An 18635-nucleotide genomic window follows, 5' to 3' on the forward strand; every position below is an offset into this window, starting at 1 on the left:
ATCAATGAACGTTTTTCGCGATGTGAGCCAAAGACTCTTCAACCTGATCAACCAAAATAAGGCAAACGTCGCCTGCTTCAATTTGAGATAAAGCTTGGTCAATGGCTAAAAACTCGCCATGGAATTCTTGTATTTTTTTGACCTGCTTTGAAGCCATCAACCCTTCTCTCATGATGCCAATCACTTCGCCGTCTGGACGACCACGTTGGCATTGATCTTCATAGAGGATCACGTGATCGAAGTACTGTCCAAGGATTTCTGTTTGGCGTCGCAAGTCTTCATCACGACGGTCACCTGCACCACTTATAACAACCATGCGTTTCTTAGCAGGCATGTTGATAATCGTTTCTGATAGGGCTTTGATTGCATCTGGGTTGTGGCCGTAATCAGCAATCACAGTGGCACCCTGATGTTTGAATATATTAAAGCGACCAGGCACTGTTTGTGAGTCACTCACAAAGGTAGCCAATGCTTCAGCAATGGTTTCCCAAGAAATGTTCAGTGCCCATGCAGCACCAACTGCTGCTAGGACGTTTTCTACTTGAAAGCTGATGCTGCCATTGACCGTGACAGGTACTTGGTTCAAGTCAATGTGGAATTCTTTTTTACCTTCGCTTGCAACGATTTTGTTGTTTTCAACAAAAACCACGCGCTGACCTTGAGCGCGATGCTTTGCCATCACTGGGTGCTGTATATCTCTTGCGAAGAAAGTGACTTGGCCAGGGCAAGACTTTGCCATCTTGGCAACCATCGGGTCTGCTGCATTAAGAACAGCCATACCATTGCTGGCCACGTTTTGAACAATCACACGTTTAACAGCGGCTAATTCCGAAGTGGTGTTGATGTAATTCATGCCAAGGTGATCGCCTTCGCCCAAATTAGTCACAATTGCAACCTGGCAACGATCAAAGCCCAGACCCTCGCGCAAAATGCCGCCCCGTGCCGTCTCTAAAACAGCTGCATCAACGTCAGGGTGCATTAAGACATTGCGAGCGCTCTTAGGGCCGCTACAGTCGCCTGTGTCGATTCTTTTGCCATTGACATAAACGCCATCTGTGCCAGTATGGCCAACACGCAAACCTTGTTGCTCAAACATGTGGCTCATCAACTTAACCGTGGTTGTTTTACCGTTTGTGCCGGTCACTGCCACCACTGGAATTCGGCCATCATCTTCTTTACCAAACATGGTTGAAATAATGGCTTCACCAACTGGTCTACCTTTACCGTAAGAAGGATGCAAGTGCATGCGCAACCCTGGTGCGGCATTGACTTCAACAATGCCGCCACCTTGTTCTTCTAGTGGTCTATAAACGTTGTCACAAACCACGTCTACCCCACAAATATCCAAGCCAACCATTTGTGCTGCGGCAATGGCTGAAACAGCTAGGTCTGGGTGGACGTCATCAGTCACATCAGTGGCAGTGCCACCAGTGCTTAAGTTTGCATTGTTGCGCAAAGTGACGCGTAAACCTTTTGGAGGAATCGAGTCTGGAGTGAGTTGCTGATTCTTAAGAGTGGCAATCGCGATTTCATCGATGCGGATCTTGCTCAGTGAAGTGGCGTGACCATCACCCCTCAAAGGATCTTTGTTTACTTCTTCAACTAATTCGCGAACGGTATTTTTATTATTACCAATCACATAAGGCGGTTCGCGACGAGCGGCTGCTACTAGCTGGCCACCGATGATTAATAAACGATGATCATGTCCTGGCATGTAACGTTCAACAATTACTTCAGAAGAAATGGCTGAAGCTGCTTTGAAAGCAATCTCTATTTGTTCACGGTTATCAATATTGACAGCAACACCTTTGCCTTGATTGCCGTCCCGTGGCTTAACTGCTACAGGGGACTTGATTTCTAAATAAGCTTCCCATGCTTCTTCGGCAGTCGTCACGATTTTCCCCATGGGTACTGGCACGCCAGCAGCATGAAGTAAGTCTTTGGTTAACTGTTTATCTTGGGCAATTGATTCAGCAATCGCACTGGTAGTGCTTGTTTCAGCAGCTTGGATGCGGCGTTGCTTACTGCCCCAGCCAAGTTGAACCATGCTGCCTTCGGTTAAACGACGATAGGGGATGCCACGCGCAATGGCAGCTTCTACGATTGATCCAGTACTTGGGCCTAGGCGAATGTCTTCATCCAAATCTCTTAATTGCTTGAGGTACTCATCGAGGTGCGAGCCGTTATCAATCAGAGCTGAACGACATAACTTCATGGCCAAATCAAGTGCCAAACGTCCGACTTTTTCTTCGGTGTATTCAACGACGACAATATACACACCATCATCTGGTGTTGACATGGTTCTGCTGAAAGTGATCGGGCATCCTGCTTGAGCTTGTAAGTCTCTTGAGCAAACCTCTAAAGCATGAGCCAAAGAGACGGTTTCATTTTGTGTGTGTGGGCGCAATGGGCCGAGTTGTGGAAAGCGTTCACGCAAGCGAGTTTCAAAACCAGAAATATTGGTGATGATTTTTTCGTTTTCTTCGCACTTGACCAATGCCTCTAGAGAAGTGTGTTTGCCCCAAAAATTAGGACCTCTGAGAGCGCGTATGCGAATTAATTCCATGATTGACTATTGGTAAGTTTGAAGACCTGCAGCAATGATGTCTTTAGGTATGTTTAAAGACCATGCTGCAGCGACAGCAGCCAGTATGCTTTCTAGGGTATTGGTTTTGCTGCTGGCTTGTAAGAGAGGAATGCTGGCGGTGCTAATGAGTGAGTATTGATCAGTGCCCGTTGCCAAGATGATCATATTGTTTTCGGTGAACAGGGCCCGACCACCTTTTTGCAAATGTTTCTTGGTGTGTTCATTAGGTCCATATTTACTAAAGAAAATCACTTCACCATCTGATAGTTCAGCCATTTTGACGACTGCTTCATCATCGGCATTAAGAACGGTGCATCCCTTAGGTAATACAACGTCTACTTGAGTTCGTAAGACGTTATAAATTTGCTCTGGTTCAGTGATTGAGCATTCTGGCACCGTGTCTAGAGGATCAAGATTAGTCACCACACCAACAGTACAGCGATCGTATGCCAAACCTTCATTCAAAATTGTGCGGCTGTCGTTTTCAAAAACTGCGGCCTCAACCTGGCGGTTTAGCAAGATTCGATTGGCACTGATCCAGTTGGCACAATTGCCCTGGGTTTGGAGTCGATGATTGAAGAAGGCTCCCTTGCTGCAAGCTAAGCCTACTTTCATACCAGTCAATTGCATTAGGTGAGTGGTGAGTTGTGCCACCATGGTTTTGCCGCGAGAACCGGTGATGCCAACAACTGGAATTCGTCCATCCGCATTATTCGGGAAGAGGTGGTTAACGATTGCGGCACCGACTGGTTGCGGTTCACCAACACCAGGCTTAAGGTGCATGATTAAACCTGGGCCCGCATTAACTTCAACAATTGCGCCGCCTTGATCCTCAAGTGGCTTCGAAATATCTTCAGCCACGATATCAACGCCTGCAATATCTAAACCAATCACTCGTGCAGCCAAAGCGGCTTGTTCAGCAACCGATGGGTGAACCAAGTGAGTCACTTCAAAAGCCATGTTGCCTGAAGCTTGAACCAAAACATCGTGACCCGCCTTAGGGATTGAGTCCAAGGTGAAGTTTTGACGAGCAAGCTCTAGTTCTAATTTTGTATCAAATACAACAGGGCTCAACGGCAATATCTCTGCATCACCGCGGCGAGGATCGGTATTGATCTCTTCTTCAATCAATTCGCGGATGCTTCTTTTTCCATCACCCTTGGCCCAAGCTGATTCGCCTTTGGCGGCAGCCACTACTTTTTTGCCAACCACCAATAAGCGATGTTCATTGCCAGGAATGTAGCGTTCAACAATCACGCCACTGCCTTCTTTTAAGGCGTCGTCATAAGCTTTTTTAATCTGTGCTTGATCTGATAGGTTGGTGAACACACCCCTGGCGTGATTACCGTCATAAGGTTTGACCACCACAGAGCCATCGATGTCTTGAGCTGCTGCCCAAGCATCATCAGCGCTATCAACCATGCGCCCCTCAGGAACCTGAACGCCACATGAGGCTAAGAGAGATTTGGTTAAGTCTTTGTCTTTTGAAATGCCTTCAGCAATCGCGCTGGTCAAATCTGTTTCAGCTGTCCAAATTCTGCGTTGCTTATTGCCATAGCCCAATTGCACCAAATTGCCTTCAGACAATCTAGTGGCTGGAATCTTCTTTTCTCTGGCTGCATCAACGATGCAAGCGGTGCTAGGACCCAAATAAAGACTGTCGACCATGTCTTCAATTTCTTTGATGGCGGCTGGCACATCAAATGGACGATCTTCAATCGCTGCCATCACCAGGTCACGTGCGTGATAAAGCGCTTTTTCAGTGATCTTTTCATGCCAAGCACGAACCACCACTTTATAAACGCCACGCTTATTGGTCTCGCGAGCCTTGCCGAAGCCTCCTGGCATACCAGCTAGATTCTGTAGTTCGAGGGTCACGTGCTCAAGGATGTGTGCTGGCCAAGTGCCTTCTTCAAGTCTTTTGATGAAGCCGCCTCGTTCCTCGTAAGAGCAACGATGTTCAATCAGGCTCGGAAGCCAAGCCACCAGTCTGTCTGTGAAGCCAGGGAGGGTGTTCGATGGGTAGTCTTCTAGATCATGTATATCGACCCAGGCTTCTAAAACCGGGCGATAGGTCCACATGCTGGGTCCTTTAAGAACCTTTATATCTATGATTTCTATAGTTTTTTTAGTCATGTGGGGCTAAAGTGCCAAAAATACCTAATTGTACGTTGTCGTTTAACGCTTTGGGTAATCTTTGGTTGACAGAAAAAGGTAAATATTTTGATTGGCAAATTTGCGATAATTGCCGACAAATAAAGATATAAAGCCATCCTTGAACTCTACTTCTACCACCACCCCCAACGCTATTCATAGCCATCCCGATCCTTTGGAACGATTGCCCAAGGAGTGGAGCCACTCGGTGGCCCAGGCTTTGAATGCCAATGAGTCAGTAATTGCTGTTTTAGAACTGGATCTAAACGAACAGCTGCATTTTGCAAAAGGCTTGGTTTGCTTAACCAATCAAGGCTTGATTGCCAGCAAAGAACAGTCTGCATCTTGGTCAAGATGGTCTTTTTCTGAAGATCTGAAATTGCAGTTACATGATCATGCTGGCGTAGCAAATTTAGAGTTACTCAACCAATCTGGAAGATTGGCCAACTGGCGATTCACTTTGGCACAAAATCCTGTGGCCAATCGTCTGGTCCAAAATTTTCAGGTTGAGTTAGCTAAGTCTTTGGGTAAGTTCAATCCTGAGCTTGCTGAAACTTCGCAGCCTTTATGCCCAACTTGTTGGGTGCCGTTGCCTCCTGATCAGGATGAGTGTCCAGCTTGTAGTTCAGAAAACTTAAAGCCACCATCAACTTGGACCTTATTGAGATTATGGCGCTTTGCTAAGCCTTATAAAGGCCAGTTGTTCGCAGGCTTCGTTTTAACGCTTGCTTCTACTGCGGCCACCTTGGTGCCACCTTATCTGACCATGCCATTAATGGATGACATTTTGTTGCCTTATCAAAATGGTCAGGCCATCGATGTCAACTTAACTTTGCTTTATTTGGGTGCCTTACTCGGGGCTGCAATTTTGGCTTGGGTGTTGGGTTGGGCTAAAACCTATATTTTGGCTTTGGTAAGTGAGCGCATCGGTGCGGATCTTCGAACCACCACTTACCAACATTTGATGAAGCTGTCCTTGGAATACTTTGGCGGCAAAAGAACCGGCGATTTGATGGCTCGTATCGGGTCAGAGTCAGATCGCATTTGTTTGTTCTTATCAATGCATCTTTTGGACTTTGCCACCGATGTCCTGATGATTTTGATGACGGCAGTGATTCTAATTTCGATCGATCCTTGGTTGGCTTTGGTGACATTGATACCTTTGCCATTTATTGGGTGGGCCATCCATGTGGTGCGAGATAAATTGCGTTACGGCTTTGAAAAAATAGACCGCATTTGGTCAGAGGTCACGAGTGTGTTGGCTGACACGATTCCAGGTGTTCGTGTCGTGAAAGCCTTTGCTCAAGAGGAGCGTGAGTCTGATCGTTTTAGATTGGCCAATGAACATAACTTGGCGGTGAATGATCGAGTGAATAAGGTCTGGGCCTTGTTCTCGCCAACGATTACTTTGTTAACGGAAATTGGATTGTTGGTGGTTTGGGCTTTTGGTATCTGGCAAATATCACACGACGCCATCACCGTTGGTATGTTGACAGCTTGCTTGGCGTACATTGGGCGCTTCTACACACGTCTAGACTCTATGAGTCGCATTGTTGCTTTCACTCAACAGGCTGCTACGGCATCTAAACGTATTTTTGATATTTTGGATCACGTATCAAGCGTTCCAGAGCCGACTCAGCCGATCAAGTTAACAAAAGTAGAAGGTCTCATAGAGTTAAATAATGTGGGCTTCAGATACGGTAATCGTTCTGTGACGCGTGGCATCAATTTAAAGATTGCTCCAGGTGAAATGATTGGCCTGGTGGGTCACAGTGGATCTGGCAAGAGTACTTTGGTGAATTTAATTTGTCGTTTTTATGACGCGGCTGAAGGCACGATTCGTCTAGATGGCGTTGATATCCGTTCAATCGCTGTGGCTGACTATCGCAGGCACATTGGCTTGGTTCTGCAAGAGCCATTTTTGTTCTTCGGCACGATCGCTGAAAACATTGCTTATGGCAAACCAAATGCAACACGGGCAGAGATCATTGCTGCTGCAAGAGCCGCTCATGCTCACGAATTTATTTTAAGACTGCCTCACGGCTATGACTCTTTGGTTGGTGAGAGAGGTCAGTCTTTATCTGGTGGTGAAAGACAGCGTATTTCGATTGCAAGAGCTTTGCTAATCGATCCTCAAATCCTGATACTGGATGAGGCAACTTCATCAGTGGATAGTACGACTGAGAAAGAAATACAAAAGGCTTTGGATAATTTGGTCAAGGGCCGAACCACAATTGCAATTGCGCACCGTTTATCAACGCTGCGCAAAGCGGATCGCTTGATTGTGTTGGATAAAGGTCAAATCATCGAGCAGGGTGGACATGATCAGCTCATGGATTTAAACGGCGTTTATCGCCGGATGTATGACACTCAAGCAAGGCAAGCGATGGATGCGGTTGACGTAGAGTTGGGGGTGAAGAATGGGTAATTCTATGAAGAACTTCACCTTATCAAGAAACACGTTTGGTCAGTTGTGCTTGCGAACTGAGAGTGGGCAGTTGCATGAACAGGTTTTGCCAGTCAAGGCTTTCCCTATCAGTCTGCCAGAAGAATGCATTGCAATCGTTGATCGTGACGGCCATGAATTAATTTGGTTGGACAACTTAAATCAAGTCAGTGCCGACAATCAGTCAATCATCAAGGAAGAGCTCGCTAACAGAGAGTTCATGCCAGTTTTGACAAGGATTGCGGGGGTTTCATCCTTTGCAACTCCTAGTACTTGGACGGTTGAGACCAGCAGGGGTGCTACTCAATTTGTTTTAAAAGGCGAAGAAGATATCCGCCGTATCAGTAAAGATACTTATTTGATTTCTGACAATCATGGTGTTCAATACCTCATAGAAGATATTCAGTTATTGGATAAACATAGTCGAAGATTGTTGGACAGATTCTTATAAAAAAATAATGACAGCCAATCAAACCAATATTCACTTTGAGTCTCGTGGGATTGAGTTTGTTGTCAAGACCACCGAAGAGTTGAGTGCACTGCAGGTCACTATGCAAAAGCATCTGGAGGCACTTAAGTTGTGGCAGCATGTTGATGCAGTGATCTTGAGTGGTAACGATACTTATCAATGTGCTTATAAGCTAAAAGAGAGTGTCAGAGAGCAATGGGCACCTGCTTGGGATACCACTCGTTTGTATTCCACCATGGGCATTGATAGCCAAAAAAATAGTGAAGATTTGAATAAAGAAATCTTGGTTGCGATGTTAATGACAACCATTCCATTCACTTTTCCTAGTTTTGATGAGTTGGTATCAGCTATCAGCATTCGTCGTTATGTCGTTAATGCAGGCTTTAAGGCGGCATTGAACTTTGATACAGAGGCAGCTGAGAGGCCAACGGATTATTGGCATTATGACGAGGAAGAAGGATTTTTATTAAATAAAGGGCAGTCCATCATTGATGGACTGATCAAAGCCACTCAGCCTGAAAAAATGCAGAATGCCTATTCATTTTCCTGTTATCGGGCCACGGAGTATGTGGTCTTGCTGAGCATTGCGCAAGAGCTTAATGATGTGAATCCTGAGTTATTGAGGAGGATGGAGTTGCGTTCTGAGAGAAGCGCTATTCGTTCGGGTGAATTTCATGAAGCGCTGCTCAAAGAATACGGCACGCTTGAAAATCCGTTCCCTATGAAATATTACGTTCCTGGAGATCGTGTCTGGTTTCGTAATCCGGATGATCGATCTTCTGATGTCGCAGGTTATGAGGGTTCGTGGGTCATTTACTTGGGGCACAACTTATTCACCAATTTTTGGAAAAGAGATCAGCCATTCAGTTTGGAAACAAAGTGTTTAGAGGTTTACCACTGGCGTGACGGCGTCTTTGTTGGTGATGATGGTGAGCCACAAATGAATGAAGATGTTGTGGAGTCTTGTGTCAAGCAATCAATGGCAGACCCATCAAAGTATCAAATGATCATTGATCGAATGATGCGTTATAGAGATCCTCAGGGTGTTTATAAAGATGGGGGATGCATCGATGCATCGAGAGAATCTCCTCGCTACGTTCGCCCATCAACATCAGATTTAAATTTTTCTGATTAATTAATTTTTAAAACTCTTCTAAATTCATCCAAATTCCTTAATTATTTGGATTACATCCTTGTAGGAATCTTCTGATTTCTTTGTAGGAAACTTCCTATTTTCTCGTAAGAAAAATTTACGGCATTTCTCTCAAGCCTTGATTCTTATTGGCTATTGAAAATTTCGCATTGTTACTTTTCTTAAATTAGATATTTCATGCATTTTTGGGCCATATACAAGTAATTGATTGCCTCCTATTCTGCCTGTTCAATTTTTTGAATGACACAGTAGAGGTGAAAAATGGTTCATGACAACCATGGTTTAAAAAGAAGTCTTCAGCCACGACATATTCGTCTAATGGCTTTGGGTTCAACAATTGGCGTTGGTTTATTTTTAGGTTCAGCCACAGCCATTCAACTGGCAGGACCATCCATCATGCTGGGCTATGTTCTAGCTGGCTTGGTGGCTTTCATAGTTCTGAGAGCACTTGGTGAAATGGCGGTGCATGAGCCTGTAGCAGGATCATTTGCGCATTACGCGGGCAAATACATTGGTCCTCTAGCGGGCTATCTGGTTGGTTGGGGATATTGGACCTACTGGATTGTGGTGGGCCTAGCTGAAGTCACGGCCGTTGGTATTTACATGATGATGTGGTTCCCAGATGTTCCTCAATGGGTGTGGGCCTTGTCTTCATTGTTGGCCATGGGTGGTATTAACTTCGTGGCAGTGAAAGTTTTCGGCGAGTTCGAGTTTTGGTTTTCTCTCATCAAGGTAGTCGCGATTGTCACGATGATTGCGATGGGCTGTGGAATGATTTTCTTTGGCCTTGGTGTGGGTGGTGAGCCGATTGGTATAGCTAACCTTTGGCAGCATGGTGGATTTTTCCCTAATGGGGTGAGTGGTTTCTTGTTATCACTTCAAATGGTTTTATTTGCCTACGTTGGCATTGAGATGATTGGCTTATCAGCAGGTGAAGCTGAAAACCCAACAAAGACCATTCCTATGGCGATTGATTCATTGGCATGGCGCATCTTGATCTTTTACGTGGGAGCCTTGTTTGTTATTTTGGCGATCTTCCCTTGGCATCAAGTTGGTCAGCAAGGCAGCCCGTTCGTTGCGATGTTTGAGAGCATCGGCTTAAGAGAAGCGGCCGGCATCATCAATTTTGTGGTGATCACAGCAGCGCTTTCTTCTTGTAATGCGGGCATATTCAGTGGTGGTCGATTGCTCTTGGGCTTATCCAAAATTGGTAATGCCCCTCAAGCATTGGGTGAAGTGTCTAAATCAGGCGTTCCCATGAAAGCCATCCTCATGACAATTCTGTTACCAACACTGGGAGTTGCCTTGAACTATTTTGTTCCTGAGAAAGCATTCCAGTGGATCACTGCAGCGGTGACTTTGATTGGCCTATTGGTTTGGATTGCCATCCTATTCACGCAAATCCAATTTAGAAAATCTTTAACTCAAGTGCAAAGAGATGCCTTGCCCTACAGGGCAATCATGTGGCCATACGGCTCATGGTTTGCGATCTTCTTTGTGATGTTTGTCATTGGCTTGATGGCTTATTCAGAGTCGACCCGCATGGCGTTTTACGTTGGTCCTCCAATTTTGATTGGATTGACATTGTTGTATTTTATTTTTGGTCTACATAAGAAAGAAAGGAGTGCATCATGATTGTTGGCGTACCTAAGGAAGTTAAGAATCACGAGTATCGAGTTGGCTTAACACCCGATCAAGTCACCGAATTAAGGCTTTGGGGTCACCAGGTGTTGGTTCAAAAAAATGCGGGTGAGGCCATTGGTTTCATGGATGAGCACTATGTCATGGCCGGGGCTCAATTGGTTGATTGCCCAAGTGACATATTTGCCGAAGCTGAGATGATTGTTAAGGTCAAAGAGCCACAGCCTGAAGAGTGCAAGATGCTTCGCTCAGGACAGGTTTTGTTCACGTATTTGCATTTAGCTCCGGACCTTCATCAAACCCAGGCTTTGGTTCAATCAAATGCTATTTGCATTGCCTATGAGACAGTGACCAGTGCTAATGGCCGATTGCCTTTGTTGGCTCCGATGAGTGAAGTGGCGGGCCGAATGTCCATCCAAGCAGCCGCCCATCATTTAGAAAAGGCCAATGGTGGTCGAGCGTTGTTATTGGCTGGAGTGCCAGGTGTGCCTGCTGCTGATGTGGTGATTTTGGGTGCTGGCGTTGTGGGCAGTGCTGCTTTACAGATGGCGGTTGGCATGGGCTCCCGTGTGACCATCATTGATAAAAACCTTGATCGCTTAAGAGAGCTGGATGCTTTATACGGCAACAGAATTCACACCTTGTATTCAAGCACAGCCAATATTGAGAGATCAGTGTTGAGTGCCGATGTGGTGATTGGCAGTGTGTTGGTTCCAGGTGGTGCTGCACCAAAGTTGGTCACAAGAAGAATGGTGTCGGCCATGAAGTCTGGATCCGTCATTGTGGATGTGGCGATTGATCAGGGTGGTTGTTTTGAGACATCTCATGCAACCACACACCAAGAACCTACTTATCAAATCGATGATGTGATTCATTATTGTGTTGCGAATATGCCTGGTGCGGTTGCTAGGACCTCAACGATGGCTTTGACCAATGCAACGGCACCATTCGTGATGGAACTGGCCAATAAGGGTGCTCAACAAGCATTGATTGAAAATGCGCATTTGATGAATGGCTTAAATGTTTATCAAGGTCATGTCACTTGTGAGGCCGTTGCTTGTGCTCATGGGCTTGATTACATGGATCCGAAAACCATGATTCATTGATGATCTTGTCCTAAGAAAAAAGCCTCTGATTCAAATGGATCAGAGGCTTTTTTGTTGGGTAGGAGTTTGTGTAATTAACTAGGATCCTTGGTGGTATTTCTGAATTAAATCCACTTCATTTTTTGAGCCAAGCACAACAGACACGCGTTGATGTAATTTTTCAGCTGGCAAAGTCATGATGCGGTCTTTGCCGTTGACTGAAGCACCACCCGCTTGCTCAATCAAAAAGCTCATAGGGTTGGCTTCATACATCAAGCGCAACTTACCTGGTTTGCTTGGATCACGTTTGTCCCATGGGTACATGAATACACCACCACGGCACAGGATGCGATGCACATCAGCCACCATTGAGGCAATCCAACGCATATTGAAGTCTTTTTTACGAGCACCTTCAGTGCCTGCAAGACATTCATCAACATAGCGTTTCACGGGTTGATCCCAGTGACGCATATTTGACATATTGATGGCAAATTCTTTGGTGTCAGGCGAGATCGTGATGTTTTCTTTGATCAGTAAAAACTCATTTGTTTCATGATCGAGCGTGAACATGTGAACACCTTGACCAGTGGTATAGACCAATGTGGTTTGTGGACCGTAGACCACATAACCTGAAGCAACTTGATCGCATCCGGCTTGAAGAAAATCTTTTTCAGTTAATTCGCCAGCAGTTTGTTTTTTCAGGATTGAGAAGATGGTGCCAATAGAAACGTTCACATCAATATTGGATGAGCCATCAAGTGGGTCAAATAGTAGTAGAAAGCTACCATTTTTATTGGCAGGGAAAATGGTTTCCATTTCTTCAGAAGCCATGCCTGCCAATGTTGAATCTAATCCACAAGCCTCTAACAATATGTCGTTAGAAATGATATCCAGTTTTTGCTGAGTTTCACCTTGAACGTTGCCACTGCCAGCAGAGCCAATGATGCCAGCTAGTGCACCTTGCTCGACCTGTTTGGCAATTAATTTGCAAGCGTTGGCAACGGATACCAACAGTGATGCTGGAATCTGAGGATTCTTAGAGCCAAGCTCTGTGATGTATTTGGTAAATGTGGTGCCTTGCGACATATGTTTTTCCTGATTAACTATTGAGTGCCTTTTCAATGACTTCAGCCACGTCTGAGGACAAGTTATCTTGCTTAGCTATCAATTCTAGTGCTGATTTCATGTGAACTTGATAATTCGGGGCAAATTGTTTCCAACGATCAAGCCCCCTGGCCAATCTTGCGGCCACTTGAGGGTTGATTTGGTTGAGTTCAATCACGTGCTTGGCCCAAAACTCATAGCTTGCCGCTTCAGGCTGATGGAAGGCTCCCGGATTATTCATGCAGAAGGCATGAATCAAGCTTCTGACTCGATTTGGGTTTTTAAGGCTGAAATCTGGATGTTGACGCAAAGCCATCACATCTTTCAGTGCTGACTGAGGATTGCTTAAATCTGATTGCCTTGTTGCTTGTAAGGCAAACCATTTATCAATGACCAAGGCATCTGATTGGAATGTTTGGTGGAAATGTTGCAAGCACTTGGCGGCATGGCTTGATGCAAAGTTAACCATCACTGCCAATGCGCCATATCTTTCCGTCATATTGTTGGCAGTTTCATATTGCTTGAGAGCAAAATCGCCTGCACTGGCATGACCAGATTCTGAGAGCATGTGAAGTGCTAGATTTTTAAGTGAGCGTTTGCCCGCACTCATCGCATCTGGATTGAATTTCCCAGGTGTTTGATGGTGCTCGTAAGCCCATAGCCAAGCCTCTTGCAAATGATGGGCCAGTTGATGGCGTAATTTGCGGCGTGATTGATGAATGGCCTGTGGATCAATGACCTTGACTTGTTCATACAAGTAACTCTCAGCTGGCAGTGTGAATATCAGATCTTTGAATGCAGGATCCAACTGATCATCTAAGAGAATTTCTTTTAGGGTGGTGAGTAACTCTGATGTGAGGGTTTCACCATTCAGAATACTTCTCATGAATAGCTTTTGTGCAGCTTCCCAGCGGTTAAACGCATCATCATCTTGGCGTAGAAGCGTTAAGAGATCGGATTCTGATTGCTCAAAGTCCAACACAATCGGTGCTGAAAAGTTTCTATTGATCGATAGGGTGGGTTTTTCTTTCAATCCTTCGACTGTGATGGTTTGAGATGTTTGAGTGAGTTCAAATAATTGCTCTTTCGATGCTTTGCTTGAATCTGAGGATGATTCAGCTCCAAGTATTTTGTAGAGCAATGGAATGTGAAACGGATCTTTTGTATCTTGCCCTGGAGTGGCTGGACAAGATTGCGTGAGTTTGACTTGGTAGGTATTGCCTACAAAGCTCTCTTCAACTTTTACCCGAGGTGTTCCAGCTTGGCTGTACCAGCGCTTGAATTGGGTCAAATCCTTTTGATTAGCATCTGACATGGCGGAAACAAAATCATCACAAGTGACCGCTTGGCCATCATGACGTTTGAAATACAAGTCCATCCCTTTGCGAAAACCATCGCGCCCCAAGAGGGTTTGTTGCATGCGGATGATTTCAGCACCTTTTTCATACACAGTGACTGTGTAGAAGTTGTTGATTTCTTGATAGCTATCCGGTCTGATCGGATGGGCCATCGGACCAGCGTCTTCTGGGAATTGCACTTGACGAAGTAAGCGCACATCTTCAATGCGCTTGACTGCTTTGCCAGAAGCACTGCCCATTTGATCGGCTGAGAATTCTTGATCTCTGAAGACAGTCAAACCCTCTTTGAGTGAGAGCTGAAACCAATCTCTGCAAGTAACGCGGTTGCCAGTCCAGTTATGGAAGTATTCGTGTGCCACAACGCTTTCAATGTTGCTGTAGTCAACATCACTGGCAGTTTCTGGATTGGCAAGAACGAATTTTGTGTTGAAAATATTCAAGCCCTTGTTTTCCATGGCTCCCATATTGAAGTCGCCAACCGCCACAATCATGAATCGATCAAGGTCTAGTTCAAGGCCAAAGCGTTGCTCGTCCCATTTGATCGATGCAATCAATGAATCCATCGCGTGTTCAGTTTTATCTAGATCCTTTGCTTCTACCCAGACTTGTAAGAGCTTCTCTTTGCCAGATTGGCTTTTGATGGTGCGTTCAATGGCTTCTAATTTGCCAGCCACCAATGCAAATAAATAAGATGGTTTTGGAAATGGATCTTGCCAAATTGCGCTGTGCCAACCATTAGGCAGTTCCTCTTCTTTAATCAGATTGCCATTGGATAACAAAACAGGAAAATCTTTTTTGATGGCACGCAAGGTCACTTGGTAAGTGGCCATGACGTCTGGTCTATCTAGGAAGTAAGTGATTTTTCTAAAACCTTCAGCCTCACATTGTGTGAAGAAGTTGCCATTAGAAACATACAGCCCCATCAGAGATGTATTTTTCTCAGGAATGTTGGCGCTGGTGATACTTAATTCAAATTGATCAGGTAGGTTGTGAATAGTCAATGTGTGGGGCGTTAATTCATAGCCACGAATAATTTCACCATTAACCCTCACGCTGATGAGTTCTTGCTCTTCGCCATGAAGCACCAAGGACTGATCGGAGTTGCCTGCTGCTCGTTGAATCATCATTCGATTCACCACCATGGTCTTGGATGGGTTCAAGGCAATATCTAAGTCGACGGTTTGAATAGTAAAAGCCGGTGCCTTGTATTCGCTTCTTAGAAAGGTGATGGGGTTTTCTGTGCGGGCCATTCAATGTCTCTCAAATAATCTTTGGTTAAATAGTTAAAGCAATTCAATTGTTATTTTTGTTGATTAAAACTTCACAAATAATGTGATCACGCCAATACCGATGAAGATGACTGCGGCAATGCCATGCACCCATTTGATCGGTAGAGCTTTCGTGAATTTTTTACCCAGCCACACGGCAGGCGCATTCGCGAGCATCATGCCAACGGTCGTGCCCATCACCACGGCTAGCAAATCATCATAGCGTGCACCTAAGGCCACTGTGGCAACTTGGGTTTTATCGCCCATTTCAGCAATAAAAAATAGTGAAGTGGTGATCGTAAAGACTTTCCAAGAGCTGCTGGTTGGAGGAGCTTCTTCATCACCATCTAGCTTGTCTGGGATTAAAAGCCACAAACCTAGGGCGATAAAACCACCGCCCAGAATCCATTTCATGACTTCTGGGCTAATCCATGCAGAGATGGCGCTGCCCAAAAATGCGGCTAAAGCATGATTGAGGAGGGTGGCAATGAAGATGCCCCAAATGATGGCCCAGTGATGATCTTTGTATCTGGCAGACAACATGAGGGATAAAAGCTGGGTTTTATCGCCAATTTCGGCAAGGGCAACAATACTGGTTGCCAAGAAAAAGTAATTTAAATCCATTTAAAAACAATAGGTTAGTCGATTAATTCTATTTTAGTTAAAAACTATTAGAAAAATTAATAAATACAATTTAACTATCGAGTTGTTTTAGACATAAACTACGTCTGTCTAGTTAGATTGCTGTGTGTATTTGGATGACCAAAGCCATATAGCTATCGTAACCGACTTAGTATTTAAATCTATCGATAGGAGTAAAAAATGCCAACATTAAAAGGTAGTAAAACAGAACAGAGCTTAAAAGAAGCTTTTGCTGGTGAGTCAATGGCTAACCGCCGTTACTTGTATTTCGCGAACATGTGCGATATCGCTGGTGAGAACGACACAGCAGCATTGTTCCGTTCAACAGCTGAAGGTGAAACTGGTCACGCCCACGGTCATATGGAATTCTTGATCGAAGGCGGTGCAGGCGAGCCAGGTACAGGTCTTCCAGGCCGTACACCAAAAGAAGCTCTAGAAGCTGCTGTTCATGGTGAAACACACGAGTACACAGATATGTACCCTGGTATGGCTAAGACAGCCCGTGACGAAGGATTCGACGAGATCGCTGATTGGTTCGAAACTTTGGCAAAGGCTGAGCGTTCACACGCTAACCGTTACCAGAAGGCTTTGGATACATTAGGCGCGTAATTCGCTGATGTACTAAAGGCTTTTTAAGGATTCCTGGGATGCAAATCTCGGGAATCTCATAAAGAGTCTTAAGTGAAGTAAAAAAATTAAATTAACAAGTAAGCACACAAAATTAAAAATATAGAAGGTGAATAGTATGAGTCAGAGAGAAGGTAACTTAGAAGCCCCAACAAGACACGCCCTTGATTGGAAAAACCCTGATTTTTACAATGAAGAATCTCTAAACACTGAATTAGAGCGCGTATTTGATATTTGCCACGGCTGCCGTCGCTGCGTGAGCTTGTGCGGTTCATTCCCAACATTATTTGATTTGGTCGATGCCACTGAAGATGGTGAAGTTCATGGTGTTGATAAGAAAGATTACGACAAAGTAGTTGATCAGTGCTACTTGTGCGACCTTTGCTACATGACCAAGTGCCCATACACACCGCCACACGTTTGGAATCTTGATTTCCCACACTTGATGTTGCGTGCAAAAGCAATCAAACACAAGAAGGGTGAAACAACTTTCCGTGACAACCTATTGTCATCAACTGACAAGATGGGCAGCTTCGCTGGTATTCCAATTGTGACTAAAGCTGTTAATGCAGTGAATAGTACAAAAGTGATGCGCTCTGTGATGGAAACAACATTGGGTGTTGATAAGGATGCATGGATTCCTGAATATGCTCCACAAACATTCAAGCAAGTGGCTAAAGAGTCTGCAGCATGGCCAGTAAAAGCTGGTGAGAAAACACCTGGTAAGGTTGCTGTGTATTCAACATGCTTTATCAATTACAACGAACCAGGCATTGGCCAAGATTTGTTGAAGTTGTTGGCTCACAACGAAATCCCTTACAAGTTGGTTGAAAAAGAAGCTTGTTGCGGTATGCCAAAGTTAGAGATGGGTGACCTAGAGTCTGTTGCTAAAAACAAAGACATCAATATTCCACAATTGGCTAAATTGGCAAAAGAGGGATATGCAATTGTGACTCCAATCCCATCATGCACATTGATGTTCAAACAAGAGTTGCCTTTGATGTTCCCTGATGAAGCTGACGTTCAGTTGGTCAAGGAAGCCATGTGGGATCCGTTTGAGTACCTAGTGGCACGTAACAAAGATGGTTTATTGAAGAATGATTTCAAAGTTGAGTTGGGTAAAGTGAGTTACCACGTACCGTGCCACTTGCGTGTACAAAACGTGGGTAAGAAAACACTAGAAACTCTTCAAATGATTCCTGGTACAGAAGTGAATGTGGTTGAGCGTTGCTCAGGTCATGCTGGTACTTGGGGTGTGAAGAAAGAGTTCCACAAGACTGCTATGAAGATTGGTAAGCCAGTATTTAAAAACATGGCAAGCACTGAGCCAGATTTCATCAGCTCAGACTGTCAGTTAGCTGGACACCACATTGAACAAGGTATGGAAGAGGGCGGGATGAAGAAGTCACAAATGGCTCATCCAATTTCTCTTTTAGCTAAGGCATACGGCCTTTAATTGAATCGTTAGGAGTAGTTAGATGGAGATGACAATGGGTAAGATCAAGCGTGAAGATTTGCTATCGCTAGAAGCGTATTACAAAGCACGCCCTGAAATGCGTCTTAAGGCAATTGCTGAGCGTAAAAAGAGAACAGTGATTTTGGGTGAGCATCTCAATATGATTTTTGAGAACAAGTATTTGATGCAATACCAAATTCAAGAAATGCTTCGCGTTGAGAAAATCTTCGAAGATGAAGGTATTCAAGATGAGATGGAAACATACAATGCCTTGGTTCCTGACGGCACTAATTTTAAAGTGACCATGAAGCTAGAGTACGTGAATGAGGCTGATCGCAAGGTTGCTTTGGCTAAATTGATTGGTATCGAGCACCGTGTGTTCGTTGAGGTAGAAGGTCAGCCTCGTGTTTATGCAATCGCCAACGAAGATTTGGATCGTACAACAGCTGATAAAACTTCATCTGTTCATTTCTTAAGACTTGAATTAACTCAAGACATGATCAAGTCTTTGAAGGCTGGCGCTCAATTGAAGGTGGGTTGTGATCACAAGGAATACCCAGCTCATGTTGAATCTTTGCCTCCTGAGACTTTGGCTTCATTGATTGAAGATTTAGTTTAAGGAACGTGTTTGGCTTTAAAGGCCAG

General features: G+C 44.6%; 12 protein-coding genes and 1 pseudogene. 8 read left to right on the forward strand and 5 right to left on the reverse strand.

What is annotated here, in order from left to right; translation table 11 throughout:
• Window position 1: 1 nt before the first annotated feature.
• Both cphA (GQ367_RS02335) and cphA (GQ367_RS02340) read right to left on the reverse strand, forming a co-directional pair.
• Window positions 2–2566, reverse strand: a complete 2565-nt coding sequence (gene cphA, locus GQ367_RS02335; protein ID WP_215291143.1) for a cyanophycin synthetase — start codon at window positions 2564–2566, stop codon at window positions 2–4.
• A gap of 12 nt (window positions 2567–2578) precedes the next feature.
• Window positions 2579–4723: pseudogene (gene cphA, locus GQ367_RS02340) on the reverse strand (cyanophycin synthetase); the annotation flags it as partial.
• A 172-nt stretch (window positions 4724–4895) separates the two neighbouring features.
• Here cphA (GQ367_RS02340) and GQ367_RS02345 point away from each other — a divergent pair.
• The 5 genes from GQ367_RS02345 (at window position 4896) to ald (ending at window position 11556) form a co-directional block, all read left to right on the forward strand.
• Complete coding sequence (locus GQ367_RS02345) at window positions 4896–7169, forward strand: ABC transporter ATP-binding protein (RefSeq protein ID WP_215291856.1); 2274 nt, start codon at window positions 4896–4898, stop codon at window positions 7167–7169.
• Window positions 7170–7173: 4 nt separating this feature from the next.
• On the forward strand, window positions 7174–7638 hold the full coding sequence (locus GQ367_RS02350) for a DUF1854 domain-containing protein (RefSeq protein WP_251370191.1): 465 nt from the start codon (window positions 7174–7176) through the stop codon (window positions 7636–7638).
• Between the two features lie 7 nt (window positions 7639–7645).
• Complete coding sequence (locus tag GQ367_RS02355; protein WP_215291149.1) at window positions 7646–8791, forward strand: hypothetical protein; 1146 nt, start codon at window positions 7646–7648, stop codon at window positions 8789–8791.
• A 279-nt stretch (window positions 8792–9070) separates the two neighbouring features.
• Window positions 9071–10444, forward strand: coding sequence for an amino acid permease (locus tag GQ367_RS02360; RefSeq protein WP_215291151.1), 1374 nt, complete (start codon window positions 9071–9073; stop codon window positions 10442–10444).
• Window positions 10441–11556, forward strand: a complete 1116-nt coding sequence (gene ald, locus GQ367_RS02365; RefSeq protein WP_215291153.1) for an alanine dehydrogenase — start codon at window positions 10441–10443, stop codon at window positions 11554–11556. Before GQ367_RS02360 ends, ald begins: the two co-directional genes overlap by 4 nt.
• Before the next feature lie 78 nt (window positions 11557–11634).
• Here the strand turns inward: ald and GQ367_RS02370 are convergent, their stop codons facing one another.
• From GQ367_RS02370 to GQ367_RS02380, 3 genes are all read right to left on the reverse strand, one after another.
• Window positions 11635–12621 carry a class 1 fructose-bisphosphatase gene (locus tag GQ367_RS02370; RefSeq protein ID WP_215291154.1) on the reverse strand — a complete coding sequence of 329 codons (987 nt, stop codon included), beginning with the start codon at window positions 12619–12621 and terminating at the stop codon, window positions 11635–11637.
• A 13-nt stretch (window positions 12622–12634) separates the two neighbouring features.
• On the reverse strand, window positions 12635–15247 hold the full coding sequence (gene pepN / locus GQ367_RS02375; protein ID WP_215291155.1) for an aminopeptidase N: 2613 nt from the start codon (window positions 15245–15247) through the stop codon (window positions 12635–12637).
• A 63-nt stretch (window positions 15248–15310) separates the two neighbouring features.
• A complete protein-coding gene (locus tag GQ367_RS02380; protein ID WP_215291156.1) occupies window positions 15311–15889 on the reverse strand; it encodes a TMEM165/GDT1 family protein in 579 nt (192 codons plus the stop codon).
• A gap of 198 nt (window positions 15890–16087) precedes the next feature.
• On the opposite strand from GQ367_RS02380, the gene GQ367_RS02385 reads away from it, so the two are divergent.
• The 3 genes from GQ367_RS02385 to GQ367_RS02395 all read left to right on the forward strand — a co-directional run bounded on the left by GQ367_RS02385 (window position 16088) and on the right by GQ367_RS02395 (window position 18609).
• Window positions 16088–16516, forward strand: coding sequence for a rubrerythrin family protein (locus GQ367_RS02385; protein ID WP_089515387.1), 429 nt, complete (start codon window positions 16088–16090; stop codon window positions 16514–16516).
• A gap of 136 nt (window positions 16517–16652) precedes the next feature.
• Entirely contained in the window at window positions 16653–17990 is a 1338-nt protein-coding gene (locus GQ367_RS02390) for a heterodisulfide reductase-related iron-sulfur binding cluster (RefSeq protein ID WP_215291157.1), read from the forward strand.
• A 34-nt stretch (window positions 17991–18024) separates the two neighbouring features.
• Complete coding sequence (locus tag GQ367_RS02395) at window positions 18025–18609, forward strand: DUF3501 family protein (RefSeq protein ID WP_251370192.1); 585 nt, start codon at window positions 18025–18027, stop codon at window positions 18607–18609.
• The last annotated feature ends 26 nt before the right edge of the window (window positions 18610–18635 follow it).

It is taken from the genome of Polynucleobacter sp. MWH-CaK5, from assembly GCF_018687615.1.
In the GTDB taxonomy this organism is placed as follows: Bacteria; Pseudomonadota; Gammaproteobacteria; order Burkholderiales; family Burkholderiaceae; genus Polynucleobacter.